The following is a 17,592-nucleotide window of genomic DNA, read 5'->3' on the forward strand; positions in this document are numbered from 1 at the left end:
ACCGGCGTCACCGGGGCGATGTCCGGACGCGGCTTGACCACGTCCTGCTGGGCGGTCACCGGGATCACGCCGGTGGGGATCGGTGGCAACATGCTGGCTCTCCAATAGCCGCTTGATCGGCCAAGCGCGCGATGACTTTAACGGCAACGCTAGACTCCGTCTGTTATCGGCTCGGCAACTGCGCGTCGCTCTTGCATCCGGGTTCCGTTACCATAGCCCGCTTTTTTTCACAGGGGGAGGCAGCATGGCGCAGCAGTATCTACCGGGGCAACGCTGGATCAGTGACAGCGAGGCGGAACTGGGCTTGGGCACCGTCCTCATGCAGGACGGCCGGATGCTCACCGTGCTTTACCCGGCCACTGGCGAAACCCGTCAGTACGCTGTGCGCAATGCCCCTCTGACCCGGGTGCGCTTCGTCCCCGGCGACGAGGTCACCCATTTCGAGGGCTGGAAGCTCACCGTCCGCGAAGTCGAGGACGTCGACGGCCTGCTGATCTATCACGGCCTGGACGCGCAGAACGCCCCCCGTACGCTGCCGGAAACCCAGCTGTCGAACTTCATCCAGTTCCGCCTGGCCAGCGACCGCCTGTTCGCCGGCCAGATCGACCCGTTGAACTGGTTCGCCCTGCGCTATCACACCCTGCAGCACCAGAGCACCCAGCTGCAGTCGGACCTCTGGGGCCTGGGTGGCGTGCGTGCCCAGCCCATCGCGCACCAGCTGCACATCGCCAAGGAAGTCGCCGACCGCATCGCGCCTCGCGTGTTGCTGGCCGACGAAGTGGGTCTGGGCAAGACCATCGAGGCCGGCCTGGTGATCCATCGCCAGTTGCTCTCGGGCCGCGCCAACCGCGTGCTGATCCTGGTGCCAGAGAACCTTCAGCATCAGTGGCTGGTGGAGATGCGCCGTCGCTTCAACCTGAACCCAGCGCTGTTCGACGCCGAGCGCTTCGCCGAAAGCGATGCCAGCAACCCCTTCGAAGACACGCAGCTGGCCCTGGTCGCCCTCGAATGGCTCAAGAACGACGAGCGCGCCCAGGACGCCGCCTTCGCCGCCGGCTGGGATCTGCTGGTGGTCGACGAGGCGCATCACCTGGTCTGGCACGCCGAGGGCGCCAGCGCCGAATACCGCCTGGTCGAGCAGTTGGCCGAGGTGATCCCGGGCGTGCTGCTGCTCACCGCCACCCCGGAGCAGCTCGGCCAGGACAGCCACTTCGCGCGCCTGCGCCTGCTCGACCCGAACCGCTTCCACGATCTGGCGGCCTTCCGCGCCGAAAGCGCGAACTATCAGCCGGTGGCCGAGGCGGTGCAGGAACTGCTCGAAGAGGGCCGCCTCTCGAGCAAGGCCCACGAGACGATCCACGGCTTCCTCGGCGCCGAGGGCGAGGCGCTGCTGGCCGCGGTGAGCGACGGTGACGTCCAGGCCAGCGCACGGCTGATCCGCGAGCTGCTCGACCGCCACGGCACCGGCCGCCTGCTGTTCCGCAACACCCGCGCGGCCGTGCAGGGCTTCCCGGAACGTCAGCTGCACCCCTATCCGCTGCCCTGCCCGGTCGAATACCTGGAGCTGCCACTGGGCGAGCACGCCGAGCTGTACCCGGAAGTGAGCTTCCAGAGCCAGCCGGACACGACCGAGGACTCGCGCTGGTGGCGCTTCGATCCGCGCGTCGAGTGGCTGATCGACACCCTCAAGATGCTGAAGAAATTCAAGGTGCTGGTCATTTGCGCCCACCCGGAGACGGCGCTGGACCTGGAAGACGCGCTGCGGGTGCGCTCCGGCATCCCGGCGACGGTGTTCCACGAAGGCATGAGCATCGTCGAGCGCGACCGCGCGGCCGCCTACTTCGCCGACGAGGAATTCGGCGCGCAGGTGCTGATCTGCTCGGAAATCGGCTCGGAGGGCCGCAACTTCCAGTTCGCCCACCACCTGGTGATGTTCGACCTGCCGGCGCACCCCGACCTGCTCGAGCAGCGCATCGGCCGTCTCGACCGGATCGGCCAGAAGCATGTCATCCAGCTCCACGTGCCGTATCTGGAAACCAGCCCGCAGGAACGCCTGTTCCACTGGTACCACCAGGCGCTCAACGCCTTCCTGTCGACCTGCCCGGCCGGTAGCGCCCTGCAGCACCAGTTCGGCCCGCGCCTGCTGCCGCTGCTCGAAGAAGGCGACGACGAGGCCTTCCAGGCGCTGATCGACGAAGCCCGTGCCGAGCGCGAGCGCCTCGAGGCCGAGCTACACACCGGCCGCGACCGGCTGCTGGAACTCAACTCCGGCGGCGGCGAGAAAGGCCAGGCGCTGGTCGAGGCGATTCACGAACAGGACGACCAGTACGCCCTGCCGATCTACATGGAAGAGCTGTTCGACGCCTTCGGCATCGACAGCGAAGACCATTCCGAGAACGCCCTGATCCTGCGCCCCAGCGAAAAGATGCTCGACGCCAGCTTCCCGCTGGGCGACGACGAGGCCGTCACCATCACCTACGACCGCGACCAGGCGCTGGCCCGCGAGGACATGCAGTTCCTCACCTGGGAGCATCCGATGGTTCAGGGTGGCATGGACCTGGTGCTGTCCGGCTCCATGGGCAACACCGCCGTGGCGCTGATCAAGAACAAGGCGCTCAAGCCCGGCACCGTGCTGCTCGAACTGCTGTTCGTCAGCGAGGTGGTCGCGCCGCGCTCGCTGCAGCTGAGCCGCTTCCTGCCGCCGGCGGCGCTGCGCTGCCTGCTGGACGCCAACGGCAACGACCTGGCCGGCAAGGTGGCCTTCGACACCCTCAACGATCAGCTCGAAAGCGTGCCGCGCGCCAGCGCCAACAAGTTCATCCAGGCCCAGCGCGACGTGCTCGCCGCGCAGGTCAATGCCGCCGAGAGCAAGATCGCCCCGCGCCATGCCGAGCGCGTCGCCGAGGCGCAGCGCCGACTGCAGGCGGACCTGGACGAGGAACTGGCGCGCCTGACGGCCCTGCAGGCGGTCAACCCGAGCGTGCGCGACAGCGAGATCGAAGCCCTGCGCAAGCAGCGCGAAGACGGCCTCGCCATGCTGGAGAAGGCCGCCCTGCGCCTGGAAGCGATTCGCGTCCTGGTCGCCGGTTAAGCGCGCCCAGGTCGACCGCCCTGTGCCGGATGGCAGGGCGGTCCGCTTCAGTCCGCTTCGCTCGCCTCGCGGCGGGCGATCGTCCAGTAGCGCTGCCAGCGCTTGACCAGCGCCTTGGGCGACTCGGCATAGACACGCCCACCCAGCGCCAGGGCATCGCCCTGCAACTGCTCGCGACGCGCCCGCAGATAGCGCTGGAGCTGGCCACGGGTTTCCTCGGAGCCGAACAGCTCGGGCTCCTGGTTCATCAGCTGCTGCATCATCGCCAGATCATGATCGTCGCCCAGCGCGTCGGCCAGGCGCTTGAGCAGCTTGCACTGGGTGCGCAACACCGCCGGCCAGGCGTCCATCAGCAGGCGGGTCTGGTACCAGAGGTCCTTCACCCGCTTGCGCCACTCGTGCAGCTGTTCATCGCTGGGGTCGCGCCGGACGAGGTCCAGCTCGGCACGGCCGTCGCCGTAGGTCCGGGCCAGGCCCTCGGCGAAAAGGCCGAAGCCCTTGCCCGACAGTGACCAGCCCTCGACTTCCCCGACGGTCCGCTCCAGCTCGGCGATCACCTGGGGAATCCGCGCGGCGGTGTCGCCCGCCTCGCCCCCGGTCATGGCATTGTCGGCGCGCGCCTGCAGGCGCTGGCGCACCTGCTGCATCGGCCCGGCGGAAAATGGCTGGCCATAGTGCTCGGCCAGGGCATCCCAGCTCTCCAGCATCGCGGTCACGTCCCGCAGTTCGGCCAGGTCCCGGCCGACGTCACGAATGCGGCGGTTTTCCTGGGCAAAGCGCTTGCCCAGCGGCGTGCGCACCAGGCGCAACAGGGCGCGCAGCTCCTTGAAGCGCTTGCGCGCCTGGTGCACCCCTTCGGCCTGCTCTTCCGCCGGCGCGGACAACGCCTGCATGGCCTTGACCAGGCGGCCGAGCGCGACCTTGCGTACCTCTTCGTCGGCACGGTTGCGGGCGCGAATACGATAGGACATGGGACCTCCCCGACGAATGGAACCTGTCCATAGGACAGCCCGGCCGCCGGCGAGTGCGACGCGTCTAGCCGTAGCGTTTCCGGGCTTCGATGGCCAGGCCGCTGCCGATGCTGCCGAAGCGGTCGCCCTCGACGTGGCGGGCGTTGGGCAGCACCCGGGCAATCCCCTGGCGCAGCGCCGGAATGGCGCTCGAGCCGCCGGTGAAAAACACCGTGTCGACGTCCCCGCTGCCGAGCCCCGCCGCCGTCAGCAGCTCATCGACCGTGCGACGGATCCGCTCGAGCAAGGGGTCGATGGCCGCCTCGAAGCGCTCGCGGGTCAGTTCGGCAACCAGGTCCGCCTCGATCCTGCCCAGATCGATCACGTGCTCCCGCGCCTCGGTGAGGGCGATCTTGCCCTGCTCCACCTGCATCGCCAGCCAGTGCCCGGCACGCTGCTCGATCAGGCGGAACAGCCGGTCGATGCCGGTCGGGTCCTGGATGTCGTAGCGCATGCTCTGCAAGGCCCGCAGCGACGCCGGCGCGTAGACGGCGTTGATGGTGTGCCAGGTGGCGAGGTTCAGGTGGGTGCTGGTCGGCATCGGCGCCTCGCTCTTCATCCGGCTGCCATGACCGAACAGCGGCATCACGCCGTGCAGGCTGAGCTGCTTGTCGAAGTCGGTACCACCGATGTGCACGCCGGCGGTGGCCAGGATGTCGGCCTGGCGGTCATCCACCTGGCGCCGCTCGGGCGAAAGCCGGACCAGCGAGAAGTCGGACGTACCGCCACCGATGTCGACGATCAGCACCCGCTCCTCGCCCGCGATGCGCGACTCGTAATCGAAGGCCGCGGCGATCGGTTCGAACTGGAACGACACTTCCTTGAATCCGAGGGCCTGCGCCACGCCCGCCAGGGTGTCGGCCGCCTCCCGGTCGGCGGCCGGGTCGTCGTCGACGAAATGCACCGGACGCCCCAGCACCACCTGCTCGAACGCCTGGCCGGCCTGCGCTTCGGCGCGCTGCTTGAGCGTGCCGATGAACAGACCGAGGATCTCCTTGAACGGCATCGCGCTGCCAAGCACCGTGGTCTCGCTCTTGAGCAGCTTGCTGCCGAGCAGGCTCTTGAGCGAACGCATCAGCCGCCCTTCGTAGCCCTCCAGGTATTCGGCCAGGGCCTGGCGACCATAGACCGGCCGGCGCTCTTCGAGGTTGAAGAACACCACCGAAGGCAGGGTCAGGTCGTCGCCTTCGAGGGCGATCAGAGGCTCGGCATCGGGGCGCCACCAGCCAACGGTGGAGTTCGAAGTGCCGAAGTCGATACCGCAGGCGCGGGCGGGTGTGCTGTGCATGGACGGGCTGCCAGAAAAAACGGCCGCGCAGTTTATGCGAGCCCGCCGGCAAATGCAGGCCAATCGTCGCCCTGCATGCTCGTCATGTCCTCCGTGAAGGCGAGAGCAGCTCGCAGGAACAAGCCCTTCGCGATCAAGACCAGGCGTCCCCAGCCGCTCCCCACAGCGGCCGTTCGCGAACACCGTGGGAGCGGTCGGGGACGCCTAGTCTCGACCGCGGGCTTTGCGCTTTCGACCGCCCCACCCACTTGCATGAAGCCCGTACCGCCAACGCGACGCCTGCCGGCGAAGGTGGCAGCAAACCGTCAGGCCAGGGCGGCCTCGGCCTGCGCGGCGCTGGCGGACTCGCTCATGCCGTCGGTCATGCGCTTGGCGTCCTGGCAGAAGGTCCGCGAGGCCTGGAACAGGAACAGCATGGTCAGCAGCAGCGAGGCCGGGATCAGGTACATGGCGCCGTGCAGCCCTTCGGCACGGAACGCCTCGGCCATCTCGGTCGCGCCGGCGGCCAGCATCGCCGCTTCGGCGAAATGATCCGAAAGCAGCCCCACCACCACCGTGCCCATGCCGCCGCCGAGCAGATACAGCCCCGCGAAGAACAACGCCATCGCCGTGGCCCGCAGGCGCGGCTCGACCACGTCCTGGATCGCCGTGTAGACGCAGGTATAGAAGTTGTAGGAGAACAGCCAGCCGATGCCGAACACCGCGACGAACACGGCGACCTCGATGCGTCCGGCCAGCAACGCATAGCCGGTGGCGAGCGTGGCGATGGCCATGCTCGCCGCGGCGAAGATCAGCCGGCCACGGGCGAAACGCTGGTGGATCTTGTCGGCGACCCAGCCGCCGAAGGTCAGGCCGATCAACCCGGTCAGACCGACGATGATGCCGGTGGCGACGGAGGCCTCCACCAGCGGCACACCGTGGTAGCGCATCAGCAGCGGGACCATGAAGGCGTTGCAGGCATAGGTGGCGAAATTGAACGCCAGCCCTGCCATCACCAGCCACCAGAAGGTACGGATCGCCAGCACCTTGCGAATCGGCTGCCGAACCGGCTCCCGGGAGATCTGCACCGCTTCGGACGCGCCGCGCTGCGGTTCGCGGATGAGGAAGATGAACACCGCCAGCAGCAGCCCCGGCACCGCCGCGATGAAGAACGGCGCGCGCCAGCTGCCGAAGTACTCGACCATCGAGCCGATGGTGAAGAAGGCCAGCAGCAGGCCCAGCGGCAGGCCCAGCATGAAGATGCCCATCGCCCGCGCACGCTTGTGCGCCGGGAACAGGTCGCCGATCAGCGAGTTGGCCGCCGGGGCGTAGCTCGCCTCGCCGATACCGATGCCCATGCGCACCAGCAGGAAGCTCCAGAAGTTCCAGGCCAGCCCGTTGACCGCGGTCAGTCCGCTCCAGGCGGTCAGCCCCCAGCCCATGATCTTGCGCCGCGACCCGATGTCCGCCATGCGCCCCAGCGGTACGCCGGCGATGGCGTAGACGATGGTGAAGGCGGTACCGATCAGGCCGATCTGGAAGTCGTTGAGGTTCCACTCCAGGCGGATCGGCTCGGCGATGATGGCCGGGATGGTGCGATCGAAGAAATTGAACAGGTTGGCCAGAAACAGCAGGAACAGGACGCGCCAGGCGTTAGCGGCTTGGGTGGATGGCTGCATGGAGGGTCGCTCTCGATTGTTCTTGTAATGCCGGCACGCACCCGGCTGTCACTCACTCTAGGGCGCCATCCAGGGGCTGTCTGTGAACATTCGCCGGGCTTATGCCGGGCGATGCGAGCCGCCGCCCAGGAACGACTCCGCCCCGCGATAGCCGACGCCGAGCCAGCCGCGATAGCCGGCGGACCGCAACGCCCCGAGCAAGGCCGGACTCCCGCCTTCCGCGGGCGGGCGGTCCAGCTGCAGATAGCCGATGCGGCCGGCGGACGACTCGATGGCGGCCACTTGCTCGGCCTCGCCGGACAGGTCGAGCTGCACCCGGCAGTTGGGGTGATTCACCCGCTCGACCAGCGCCAGCAACCCTGCCGCATCGCGCTCCCCGGACACCCCTGCGCACAGCACGCCGATGCCCAGCACCGCGAAGGCCTCGGCGGCGCCGCGCAGCTGCGCCTCGGCCATGGCCGAACGCGCATCCACCACGACGCCGACCTGTTGCGGGCGAAGCATCGCCGAATCGGTCAGCGCCTGCTGCAGTGCCGACTCGAATCCCTGCGCCCCGCCCTCCAGCACCAGGCGCGCCAGCGGCAGCGCGGCCCGCTCGAGCGCCTGCGCCAGGCTGATGGTCGCGACGCCGGCCGGATGGCGCAGCTCCACGCCGTCGAAACCGGCCAGGCGCGCGGCCAGCACCCGGTCGAGCAACGGCCTGTCATCGAACAGGACGTCGAGATTGGCGGCGATCCTCATCGGTCACTCCCGGTAGAGTTGCACCAGCGTGGCGGGGTCATGGTCCAGGTTGCCGCGGCTGCCATGCAGGCGCAGCAGCTGCGCGGCCATCGCGCTCATCGGCGCGGCGGTGCCCTGCTCGGCACAGAGGCGCACGGCGGTTTCGATGTCCTTGACCAAGGTGCGCACGTGCCACTTGATCGGTTCGAACGTGCTGCTGGCCATTTGCGGCGCCAGGATCTGCAGCGGCTTCGAATCGGCGAACCCACCGGCCAGCGCCGGGGCGAGCTTGCCGGCATCGACCCCGGCACGCTCGGCGAGCGCGACGACCTCGGCGATCACCAGGGCGTTGCAGGCCACCAGCATCTGGTTGCAGGCCTTGCTCACCTGTCCGCTCCCGACCGGCCCCATGTGGGTCAGGCGCTGGCCCAGCTGCATCAGCACCGGGCGCACCCGTTCGACGTCGTCGGCCAGGCCGCCCGCCATGATCGCCAATGTCCCGGCCTCGGCGCCCGCGGTACCGCCCGATACCGGCGCATCGACCCAGCGCATGCCGCACCGCGCTTCCAGCTGTCCGGCCATCTCGCGGGTCGCGCCCGGCTCGAGGCTGGAGTGGTCCACCAGCAATTGCCCGCTGCGCCCCGCTTCGGCGACGCCGCCGGGGCCGAAGACCACCTCGCGCACCACCGCGGTGTCGGCCAGGCAGAGCAGGACGATGTCCGCCTCGCACAACTGCGCCGGCCGCTCGACCTGCGTCGCACCCAGCGCCACCAGCGGCGCGCACTTTTCCGGGGAACGGTTCCAGACCCGAAGGGAATAGCCTGCGGCGAGCAGGCGACGGCACATCGGCAGGCCCATCAGGCCAATGCCGGCGAACGCGAGAGAAGGCAGTGCGGACATGGAACGCCTCGTCGATGCAAAACCCCAGTCTAGCCGGTAGCCCAGGCGGCTCGGCAAGCACACCGCCAATGCTTGCCGTAAGGCACCCGCGTGCCTCTATAATCCGCGCGCTTTTTCCGCTATTGAACCGGAGAACCCTCAATGCTAAAGCGCACCCTGGCAGCCGTTGTCGGCCTTGCCGCATCCCTTTCGTTTGCCACCGCCCACGCTGCCGACGCCCTGCGCGTCTCGGCCATCCCTGACGAAGCCCCCACCGAGCTGATCCGCAAGTTCGAACCGCTGGGCAAGTACCTCGAGCAGGAACTGGGCATGCCGGTGAAATTCATGCCGGTCTCCGACTACGCCGCCGTCGTCGAATCCCTCGCTTCCGAACGCCTGGACATGGCCTGGCTCGGCGGTTTCACCTTCGTCCAGACCCGCCTGAAGACCGGCAACGCCATTCCGCTGGTACAGCGCGAGCAGGACGAGCAGTTCACCAGCAAGTTCATCACCGCCGACCCTGACGTCCAGTCGCTGCAGGACCTCAAGGGCAAGACGTTCGCCTTCGGTTCGGTCTCCTCGACCTCGGGCAGCCTGATGCCGCGCTATTTCATGATCCAGGACGGCATCGAGCCCGAGAAATTCTTCAAGCGCATCGCCTACTCCGGCGCCCATGATGCCACCGCCGCCTGGGTCGAGGCCGGCAAGGCCGACGCCGGCGTGCTCAACGCCTCGGTCTGGGACAAGCTGGTCGCCGCCGGCAAGGTCGATACCAGCAAGGTTCGCGTCATCTCCACCACACCGCCCTACTACGACTACAACTGGACGGTGCGCGGCGACCTGGACCCGGCGCTGGCCGAGAAGATCAAGGCCGCGTTCCTGGCCCTCGATCCGGCGAACCCGGAACACAAGAAGATCCTCGACCTGCAGGCCGCCAGCCGCTTCATCGAGACCAAGCCGGAAAACTACGAAGGTATCGAGGAAGCCGCGCGCGCCGCGGGCCTGTTGAAGTGATCCGGCTGTCCGGCGTGGGTCTGACCCACGCCAACGGCCAGGCGGCGCTGCGGGACATCGACCTGGCCGTTTCGGCCGGTGAGCGCGTGGCGATCATCGGCCCCTCGGGCGCTGGCAAGACCACCCTGCTGCGCGTGCTGGCCACCAGCCTCAGACCGGACCGGGGTCGCCTCGAGCTGCTCGACAGCGAGCCGTGGTCGCTGCGCGCCTCGGCGCGTCAGAAGCTGCGCACGCGCATCGGCCTGATCCACCAGGCGCCTCCGCTGCCACCCCGCCAGCGGGTGGTGACGGCGGTGCTGGCCGGTCGCCTGGGCAGCTGGTCGTTGCTGCGCAGCCTTGCGAGCCTGGTCTATCCGCTGGACCGCGACGGCGCGGCCGACGCGCTGGGCCGGCTGGACCTGGCGGACAAGCTCTACCAACGCTGCGATCAGCTGTCCGGCGGCCAGTTGCAGCGCGTCGGCATCGCCCGCGCGCTGTACCAGCAACCGGCGCTGATCCTGGCCGACGAGCCGGTCTCGGCGATGGACCCGGTGCTCGCCGCCTACACCCTGGTGGTGCTCAACCAGGAAGCGCAACGACGCGGCGCGACGCTGCTCGCCAGCCTGCATGCCGTGGACCTGGCGCTCGCGCATTTTCCCCGGGTCGTCGGCGTACGCGACGGCCGCATCCTGTTCGACAAGCCGGCCGACGAGGTCGCGCGCGAGGAACTGGATCGCCTCTACGCCAACGACCAGCTCGACGCCGCGCCGGTCATCGCACCGGCCGCCGCGCCGCTGAACGTCCCGCGATGCTGAACCCCGCATCGGCCCCGCGCGATCCGGCCGCGCTGCCGCGCCTGGCCCTGACGCTGCTCGCCGTGGCGCTGCTCTGGCCGGGTATCAGCCTCAGCGAGCTGGACCTGCCGGTATTGCTGTCCAGCAGCAACCTGTCGACCATGGGCCAGTTCCTCTCCGGGTTCTGGCCGCCGGAACATGGCCGGGAATTTCTCGCCCTGCTGTTCAAGGCGACGCTGGAAACCCTGGCGATCGCCACCGCGGGTATGACCCTCGCCCTGCTGATCGCCGTGCCCGGCGCCCTGCTGGCCACCCGCGCGCTGTCGATCAGCGCCCTCGCCCGCGGTGGCCGCCCGGCGTGGTGGGCACAGGCGCTGCGCTGGCCGGTGCGCGGCCTGCTGATCGTCCTGCGCAGCGTGCCGGAAATCGTCTGGGCGCTGCTCTTCGTAAGGGCGGTGGGACTGGGGCCGACCGCCGGGGTGCTGGCCATCGCCATCACCTACAGCGGCATGCTCGGCAAGGTCTATGCGGAAATCTTCGAATCGGTCGACCCGCTGCCGACACGTGCCCTGCTCGGCGCCGGCAGCTCGCGGCTCGCCGCCTTCGCCTATGGCGTGATGCCTCAGGCGGCCTCGGAAATGCTGTCCTATACCGTCTACCGCTGGGAGTGTGCCATCCGCGCCTCGGTGGTGATGGGCTTCGTCGGCGCCGGAGGGCTGGGGCAGCAGATGGACCTGTCGATGCGCATGTTCGCCGGCGGCGAAGTCGCCAGCATGCTGCTCACCTTCCTGCTGCTGGTCCTGCTGGCGGACCTGCTCAGCCGTGTCCTGCGCGAGCGACTGACGTGAACCTCATGGCCCGCCTGCTTCTCCCGCTGTTACTTGTCGTAGCGGTCGTGGCCTCGTTCGTTTTTCTCCAGCTGGAGGTGACGACGCTGTTCAGTCGCGACAGCCTCCGGCAAATGGGCCAATACGCCCAGGGATTCCTGACGCCGGACCTCTCGTCTGACCACCTCTCAGCCATCGGCCACGCCGCGCTCGAGACCCTGGCCATGTCGGCGATCGGCACCCTGCTGGCCGCCGTGCTCGGCCTGTTGCTGGCACTGCCGGCGTGCGGGCGCTTCGGCCTCGTCGCCCAGGCCGCCTCGCGGCTGCTGCTCAACGCGCTGCGCGCAATTCCGGAACTGGTCTGGGCCGCCCTGATGGTGCTGGCCGCAGGCCTGGGACCGAACGCCGGCACCCTGGCCCTCGCCCTGCACACGGCCGGCGTGCTCGGGCGCCTGTTCGCCGAGGCGCTGGAAAACACGCCCGCCGAGCCGAGCGAAGCCCTGCGCATGGCGGGCAGCGGACGCATCGCCGCGTTCTGCTACGGGACGCTCCCGGCGATCTGGCCGCAGCTGATCGCCTACATGCTCTATCGCTGGGAAAACAACATCCGCATGGCCAGCGTGCTCGGCTTCGTCGGGGCCGGAGGCCTGGGGCAGATGCTCTACATGAGTCTGAGCCTGTTCCAGGAAGCCCAGGCCTCGAGCGTGATCATCGCCATGCTGCTGATGGTGCTGGCGGTGGACGCCCTCAGTGGATGGGCGCGCCAGCGCTGGGTACGCCGCTAGCGCAGCACCGTTTCAGTGCACGGCCTCGCCGCGCTCGCGCTGCTGCACCAGTACCCAGGGCGCCACCACCACCGCCCACAGGGTCGGGTCCTGCTCCAGCCAGAGCCTGGCCTGCTCTTCGCCGACCTTGGCCAGCGCGCCGCTGGCAAGCCAGCCGCCGATCCGGGCCGCATCGTCTTCGGCCACGGCGGTCGCGACCTCGACCAGATCCGCATCCGCAGCCACGTGCAGCAACGCCCCGCGCGCGAAGAATGGCTGCAACTCGGCCCAGCTGATCACGGCCGTCTCACCCAGCAGCTTGGCATAGAGCGTGCTTGCTTCATCCATCTTGGGAACCTCGCCTCAAAAGGGCGCCATGATAAACCTGACCGGGTTTCCATGAAGCATGATCAGCCGGCTGGGCAAACGGGTAGAGTCCGCTCTACACTGTACCGGTACAGTTGCCGGGACGTTTTGGGGCGTTCTGACCATTACGCGACCTCAGCCTGCAGGATCAAACAATAACGATGCATGTGGAGCACGTATGAAGACCAAGCGGAGTCTGTCCAAACTTTTTGTCGCCATTGCCTTAACCGGAGCCGCTGGGTACAGCCTGGCAGCCGACACGATCAAGATCGGGATGGCGGGCCCGGTCACCGGTGCGGTGGCGCAGTACGGAGAAATGCAGTTCGTCGGCGCCAAGATGGCCATCGAGCAGATCAACAAGGCCGGCGGGGTGAACGGTCAGATGCTCGAAGGCGTGGTCTATGACGACGCGTGCGATCCCAAGCAGGCCGTCGCGGTGGCCAACCGCATCGTCAACGACAACGTGAAGTTCGTCGTCGGCCACCTCTGTTCCAGCTCCACCCAGCCCGCCTCGGACATCTACGAGGACGAAGGCATCCTGATGATCACCGCCGCCTCCACCAGCCCCGAGATCACTTCCCGCGGCTACGAGCTGATCTTCCGCACCATCGGCCTGGACAGCCTGCAGGGCCCGACCGCCGGCAACTTCATCGCCGATCACATCAAGCCGAAGAACGTCGGCGTTATCCACGACAAGCAGCAGTACGGCGAAGGTATCGCCACCGCCGTGCGCGCCACCCTGCAGAGCAAGGGCGTGAAGGTCGGGCTGTTCGAAGGCATCAATGCCGGTGACAAGGACTTCTCCTCGCTGATCGCCCGCCTCAAGCGCGACGGCGTCGACTTCGTCTACTACGGCGGCTACCACCCGGAACTGGGTCTGCTGCTGCGTCAGGCCAAGGAGAAGGGCCTGGACGTGCGCTTCATGGGCCCCGAGGGCGTCGGCAACAAGGAAATCTCCGCCATCGCCGGCCCCGCCTCCGAAGGCATGCTGGTGACCCTGCCCAAGTCGTTCGACCAGGACCCGGCCAACCAGGAACTGGTGAAGGCCTTCGAAGCGAAGAAGGAAGACCCGACCGGTCCGTTCGTGTTCCCTGCCTACTCCGCCGTCCAGGTCATCGCACAGGGCATCGAGAAGGCTGGCAGCACCGACACCGACAAGGTGGCCGAAGCGCTGCGCAGCAACGCCTTCGAAACCCCGACCGGCACCCTGGAATTCGACGAGAAAGGCGACCTGAAGAACTTCAACTTCGTGGTCTACGAATGGCATCAGGACGGTAGCAAGTCGGAAGCCAAGTAAGTCGGGAGCACTGCCCTCAAAGCCCACTGTCCGCAGTGGGCTTTGTTTTAGCTGAGCGGGACGGCTCCGCCACAAGCACCCGAGCCCCCGTATAACACCTACAGCCACAACGAGCGGTCCGGACAACGGACCCGCCTCGAACCAGGACCGTGCGCGACCCGCACGATCCCCTGCACAACCGTGATGCCGCACCCACCTGCGGCGTGTTCGAGACGGGCCAGCCGTCCTCGCCTTTCGGCAGCGGTATGCAGGGATTTCAGGAGAGATGTGATGCCTGAGCTTTACCACTACCTACAACAGCTGATCAACGGGCTCACCGTTGGCAGCACCTATGCCTTGATCGCCATCGGTTACACGATGGTCTACGGCATCATCGGGATGATCAACTTCGCCCACGGCGAGGTGTACATGATCGGCTCGTACATTGCCTTCATCGCCATCGTCGGCCTGTCCATGATGGGCCTCGATGCGCTGCCGATCCTGATGGTGGGCGCCTTCGTCGCCAGCATGATCGTCACCAGCGCCTACGGCTACAGCATCGAACGGGTCGCCTACCGCCCCCTGCGGGGCAGCAACCGGCTGATCCCGCTGATCTCGGCCATCGGCATGTCGATCTTCCTGCAGAACGTCGTGCTGCTGGCCCAGGACTCGCGAGACAAGGCCATCCCCAACCCGATGCCCGGCAACCTGGTGCTCGGTGAAAGCGCCATGAACGGCGTGACCATTTCCTACATGCAGGTGCTGATCTTCGTGGTCACCATCCTGGCCATGTGGGGCCTGTCGCTGTTCATTTCCCGCTCCCGTCTGGGCCGGGCCTGCCGCGCCTGCGCCGAAGACCTGAAGATGGCCAACCTGCTGGGCATCAACACCAACTCGATCATCGCCCTGACCTTCGTCATCGGCGCGGCGCTGGCCGCGATCGCGGCGGTGCTGATCGGCATGCAGTACGGCGTGATCAACCCGCACATCGGCTTCCTGGCCGGCATCAAGGCGTTCACCGCCGCCGTGCTCGGCGGGATCGGCAGCATTCCCGGCGCCATGCTCGGCGGCCTGCTGCTCGGCGTTGCCGAAGCCTTCGGTGCCGACATCTTCGGCGACCAGTACAAGGATGTGGTGGCGTTCAGCCTGCTGATTCTGGTGCTGCTGTTCCGCCCGACCGGCATCCTGGGCCGTCCGGAGGTTGAAAAGGTATGAGCAAGAACCTCAAGACCGCCCTGTTCAGCGCCCTGCTGGTGGTGCTGATTTCCTATCCGATCCTCGGCCTCAAGCTGACCACCGTGGGCATCCGCCTGCAGGTGCAAGGCGCCGACACCCGCACCCTGCTGACCATCGCCGGCGCCGCGCTGCTGATGTTCGTCTGGCAGCTGTTCCGCCATCGCTTCGGCGTCTGGGGCTTCAACAACCTGCCGAGCATGCCCGGCGGGCTGAAGAACAGCCTGACGCTGCCCTCCACCCAGCGCTGGGTCATCCTCGCGCTGGTGGTGGTCGCGCTGGTCTGGCCCTTCTACGCCTCGCGCGGCGCGGTGGACATCGCCACGCTGATCCTGATCTACGTCATGCTGGGCATCGGCCTGAACATCGTGGTCGGCCTGGCCGGCCTGCTCGATCTGGGCTACGTGGGCTTCTACGCCGTGGGTGCCTACACCTACGCCCTGCTCGCCGAGTACGCCGGGTTCGGTTTCTGGACCGCCCTGCCCATCGCCGGGATGATGGCGGCGCTGTTCGGCTTCCTGCTCGGTTTCCCGGTGCTGCGCCTGCGCGGTGACTACCTGGCGATCGTCACGCTCGGCTTCGGCGAGATCATCCGCATCCTGCTGCGCAACCTGACCGACATCACCGGCGGCCCCAACGGCATCGGCTCGATCCCCAAGCCGACCCTGTTCGGCCTGTCGTTCGATCGCCGCGCGCCGGAAGGCATGCAGACGTTCCACGAGTTCTTCGGCCTGGCCTACAACTCCAGCTACAAGGTGATCTTCCTCTACCTGATCGCCCTGCTGCTGGTGCTGCTGGCGCTGTTCGTGATCAACCGCCTGATGCGCATGCCGATCGGCCGCGCCTGGGAAGCGTTGCGCGAGGACGAGATCGCCTGCCGGGCGCTGGGGTTGAACCCGACCATCGTCAAGCTCTCGGCCTTCACCATCGGCGCCAGCTTCGCCGGTTTCGCCGGCAGTTTCTTCGCCGCCCGCCAGGGTCTGGTGACGCCGGAATCCTTCACCTTCATCGAATCGGCGATGATCCTCGCGATCGTCGTGCTCGGCGGCATGGGTTCGCAGCTCGGGGTGATCCTCGCGGCGGTGGTCATGGTCCTGCTTCAGGAAATGCGCGGCTTCAACGAGTACCGCATGCTGATCTTCGGCCTGACCATGATCGTCATGATGATCTGGCGTCCGCAGGGTCTCCTGCCGATGCAACGCCCGCACCTGGAGCTTAAGCAATGAGCCGACCGATTCTCGAGGTCAGCGGCCTCTCGATGCGCTTCGGCGGCCTGTTGGCCGTGAACAACGTGGGCCTGACCGTACATGAAAAGCAGGTGGTCTCGATGATCGGCCCGAACGGCGCCGGCAAGACCACCGTCTTCAACTGCCTGACCGGTTTCTACAAGCCGACCTCCGGCAGCATCCGCCTGGACGACGAACAGATCGAAGGCCTGCCCGGCCATCTGATCGCCCGCAAGGGCGTGGTGCGTACCTTCCAGAACGTACGCCTGTTCAAGGAGATGACCGCGGTGGAGAACCTGCTGGTCGCCCAGCATCGCCACCTCAAGACCGGTTTCCTCTCCGGCCTGCTCAAGACCCCGGCGTTCCGCCGCAGCGAGCGCGAGGCGATGGACTTCGCCGCGCACTGGCTCGAGCGCGTCAACCTCACCGAAGTGGCCAACCGCCCCGCCGGCACGCTCGCCTATGGCCAGCAACGACGGCTGGAGATCGCTCGCTGCATGATGACGCGCCCACGCATCCTCATGCTCGACGAGCCGGCGGCGGGCCTGAACCCCCGCGAGACCGAGGACCTCAAGGCCCTGATCGGCGTGCTGCGCGACGAACACGACGTCACCGTGCTGCTGATCGAGCACGACATGAAGCTGGTGATGAGCATTTCCGACCACATCTTCGTGATCAACCAGGGCACGCCCCTGGCCGACGGCAGCCCGGACGAGATCCGCGACAATCCCGACGTGATCAAAGCCTACCTGGGGGAAGCGTGATGCTGTACTTCAACGACGTTTCCACCTTCTACGGCAAGATCCAGGCGCTGCACAACGTCAACGTCGAAGTCCGCAAGGGCGAGATCGTCACCCTGATCGGCGCCAACGGCGCCGGCAAGTCGACCCTGTTGATGACGCTGTGCGGCACGCCCCAGGCGGCCAGCGGCAGCATCCGCTTCGAGGGCAACGAGCTGGTCGGGCTGTCGACGTCCGAGATCATGCGCCAGGACATCGCGGTGGTGCCCGAGGGACGGAGGATCTTCTCCCGCCTGACGGTCGAAGAGAACCTCGCCATGGGCGGCTTCTTCACCAGCAAGACGCATTACCAGGAGCAGCTGGACAAGGTACTGCAGCTCTTTCCTCGCCTGAAGGAGCGCTACCAGCAACGCGGTGGCACCATGTCCGGCGGCGAGCAGCAGATGCTCGCCATCGGCCGCGCGCTGATGAGCAAGCCGCGCCTGCTGCTGCTCGACGAACCGTCCCTGGGCCTGGCGCCGATCATCATCCAGCAGATCTTCGACATCATCGAACAGCTGCGCGAGGATGGCGTGACCATCTTCCTGGTCGAGCAGAACGCCAACCAGGCGCTGAAGCTCGCCGACCGGGGCTACGTGCTGGAAAACGGGCACATCGTCATGCAGGGTACCGGCGAGGAGCTGCTGGCCAACCCGAAGGTTCGCGACGCCTATCTGGGCGGCTAGCT

General features: G+C 67.3%; 16 protein-coding genes and 1 pseudogene. 10 read left to right on the forward strand and 7 right to left on the reverse strand.

Going from position 1 to position 17,592, the window contains the following annotated elements; all coding sequences use genetic code 11:
• Positions 1–92 (reverse strand): annotated as a pseudogene (locus tag DN824_RS22785) (aspartate-semialdehyde dehydrogenase); the annotation flags it as partial.
• A 152-nt stretch (positions 93–244) separates the two neighbouring features.
• Between DN824_RS22785 and rapA the strand changes: the two are divergent.
• The gene (rapA, locus tag DN824_RS21540; protein WP_138410369.1) at positions 245–3,091 is read left to right on the forward strand and encodes an RNA polymerase-associated protein RapA; all 2,847 of its coding nucleotides are present in this window, start codon (positions 245–247) and stop codon (positions 3,089–3,091) included.
• Positions 3,092–3,138: 47 nt separating this feature from the next.
• On the opposite strand, the gene DN824_RS21545 is transcribed toward rapA, so the two are convergent.
• The 5 genes from DN824_RS21545 to DN824_RS21565 all read right to left on the reverse strand — a co-directional run bounded on the left by DN824_RS21545 (position 3,139) and on the right by DN824_RS21565 (position 8,667).
• A complete protein-coding gene (locus tag DN824_RS21545) occupies positions 3,139–4,062 on the reverse strand; it encodes a CHAD domain-containing protein (protein WP_138410370.1) in 924 nt (307 codons plus the stop codon).
• A 64-nt stretch (positions 4,063–4,126) separates the two neighbouring features.
• The gene (locus tag DN824_RS21550; protein ID WP_138410371.1) at positions 4,127–5,389 is read right to left on the reverse strand and encodes an Hsp70 family protein; all 1,263 of its coding nucleotides are present in this window, start codon (positions 5,387–5,389) and stop codon (positions 4,127–4,129) included.
• A gap of 305 nt (positions 5,390–5,694) precedes the next feature.
• Positions 5,695–7,047 (reverse strand): spinster family MFS transporter, encoded by a 1,353-nt coding sequence (locus DN824_RS21555; RefSeq protein ID WP_138410372.1) that lies wholly within the window; start codon positions 7,045–7,047, stop codon positions 5,695–5,697.
• Between the two features lie 99 nt (positions 7,048–7,146).
• Positions 7,147–7,788 (reverse strand): hydroxypyruvate isomerase, encoded by a 642-nt coding sequence (locus DN824_RS21560; RefSeq protein WP_138410373.1) that lies wholly within the window; start codon positions 7,786–7,788, stop codon positions 7,147–7,149.
• A gap of 3 nt (positions 7,789–7,791) precedes the next feature.
• On the reverse strand, positions 7,792–8,667 hold the full coding sequence (locus DN824_RS21565) for an NAD(P)-dependent oxidoreductase (RefSeq protein ID WP_138410374.1): 876 nt from the start codon (positions 8,665–8,667) through the stop codon (positions 7,792–7,794).
• A gap of 141 nt (positions 8,668–8,808) precedes the next feature.
• On the opposite strand from DN824_RS21565, the gene DN824_RS21570 reads away from it, so the two are divergent.
• Genes DN824_RS21570 through phnE form a run of 4 tightly spaced genes read left to right on the forward strand, consistent with a single transcriptional unit; the run spans position 8,809 to position 12,045 of the window.
• Complete coding sequence (locus DN824_RS21570; protein ID WP_138410375.1) at positions 8,809–9,660, forward strand: putative selenate ABC transporter substrate-binding protein; 852 nt, start codon at positions 8,809–8,811, stop codon at positions 9,658–9,660.
• Positions 9,657–10,454, forward strand: a complete 798-nt coding sequence (locus DN824_RS21575; protein WP_194150431.1) for a phosphonate ABC transporter ATP-binding protein — start codon at positions 9,657–9,659, stop codon at positions 10,452–10,454. Before DN824_RS21570 ends, DN824_RS21575 begins: the two co-directional genes overlap by 4 nt.
• Entirely contained in the window at positions 10,448–11,281 is an 834-nt protein-coding gene (locus tag DN824_RS21580) for a PhnE/PtxC family ABC transporter permease (RefSeq protein WP_138410376.1), read from the forward strand. Before DN824_RS21575 ends, DN824_RS21580 begins: the two co-directional genes overlap by 7 nt.
• On the forward strand, positions 11,278–12,045 hold the full coding sequence (phnE, locus tag DN824_RS21585) for a phosphonate ABC transporter, permease protein PhnE (RefSeq protein WP_138410377.1): 768 nt from the start codon (positions 11,278–11,280) through the stop codon (positions 12,043–12,045). Before DN824_RS21580 ends, phnE begins: the two co-directional genes overlap by 4 nt.
• Positions 12,046–12,057: 12 nt before the next feature.
• Here phnE and DN824_RS21590 read toward each other — a convergent pair whose 3' ends face one another.
• Complete coding sequence (locus DN824_RS21590; RefSeq protein ID WP_138410378.1) at positions 12,058–12,372, reverse strand: DUF2288 domain-containing protein; 315 nt, start codon at positions 12,370–12,372, stop codon at positions 12,058–12,060.
• Positions 12,373–12,568: 196 nt separating this feature from the next.
• Here DN824_RS21590 and DN824_RS21595 point away from each other — a divergent pair, with 196 nt between their 5' ends.
• From DN824_RS21595 to DN824_RS21615, 5 genes are all read left to right on the forward strand, one after another.
• Complete coding sequence (locus DN824_RS21595) at positions 12,569–13,687, forward strand: branched-chain amino acid ABC transporter substrate-binding protein (protein WP_138410379.1); 1,119 nt, start codon at positions 12,569–12,571, stop codon at positions 13,685–13,687.
• A 270-nt stretch (positions 13,688–13,957) separates the two neighbouring features.
• Positions 13,958–14,881 carry a high-affinity branched-chain amino acid ABC transporter permease LivH gene (gene livH, locus DN824_RS21600; RefSeq protein ID WP_138410380.1) on the forward strand — a complete coding sequence of 308 codons (924 nt, stop codon included), beginning with the start codon at positions 13,958–13,960 and terminating at the stop codon, positions 14,879–14,881.
• Complete coding sequence (locus DN824_RS21605; protein WP_138410381.1) at positions 14,878–16,125, forward strand: high-affinity branched-chain amino acid ABC transporter permease LivM; 1,248 nt, start codon at positions 14,878–14,880, stop codon at positions 16,123–16,125. The genes livH and DN824_RS21605 overlap by 4 nt, the downstream gene beginning before the upstream one ends.
• Positions 16,122–16,889 carry a high-affinity branched-chain amino acid ABC transporter ATP-binding protein LivG gene (gene livG, locus DN824_RS21610; protein WP_138410382.1) on the forward strand — a complete coding sequence of 256 codons (768 nt, stop codon included), beginning with the start codon at positions 16,122–16,124 and terminating at the stop codon, positions 16,887–16,889. The genes DN824_RS21605 and livG overlap by 4 nt, the downstream gene beginning before the upstream one ends.
• On the forward strand, positions 16,889–17,590 hold the full coding sequence (locus DN824_RS21615) for an ABC transporter ATP-binding protein (protein WP_138410383.1): 702 nt from the start codon (positions 16,889–16,891) through the stop codon (positions 17,588–17,590). Before livG ends, DN824_RS21615 begins: the two co-directional genes overlap by 1 nt.
• The last annotated feature ends 2 nt before the right edge of the window (positions 17,591–17,592 follow it).

This window comes from Stutzerimonas nosocomialis, assembly GCF_005876855.1.
Classification (GTDB): domain Bacteria; phylum Pseudomonadota; class Gammaproteobacteria; order Pseudomonadales; family Pseudomonadaceae; genus Stutzerimonas; species Stutzerimonas nosocomialis.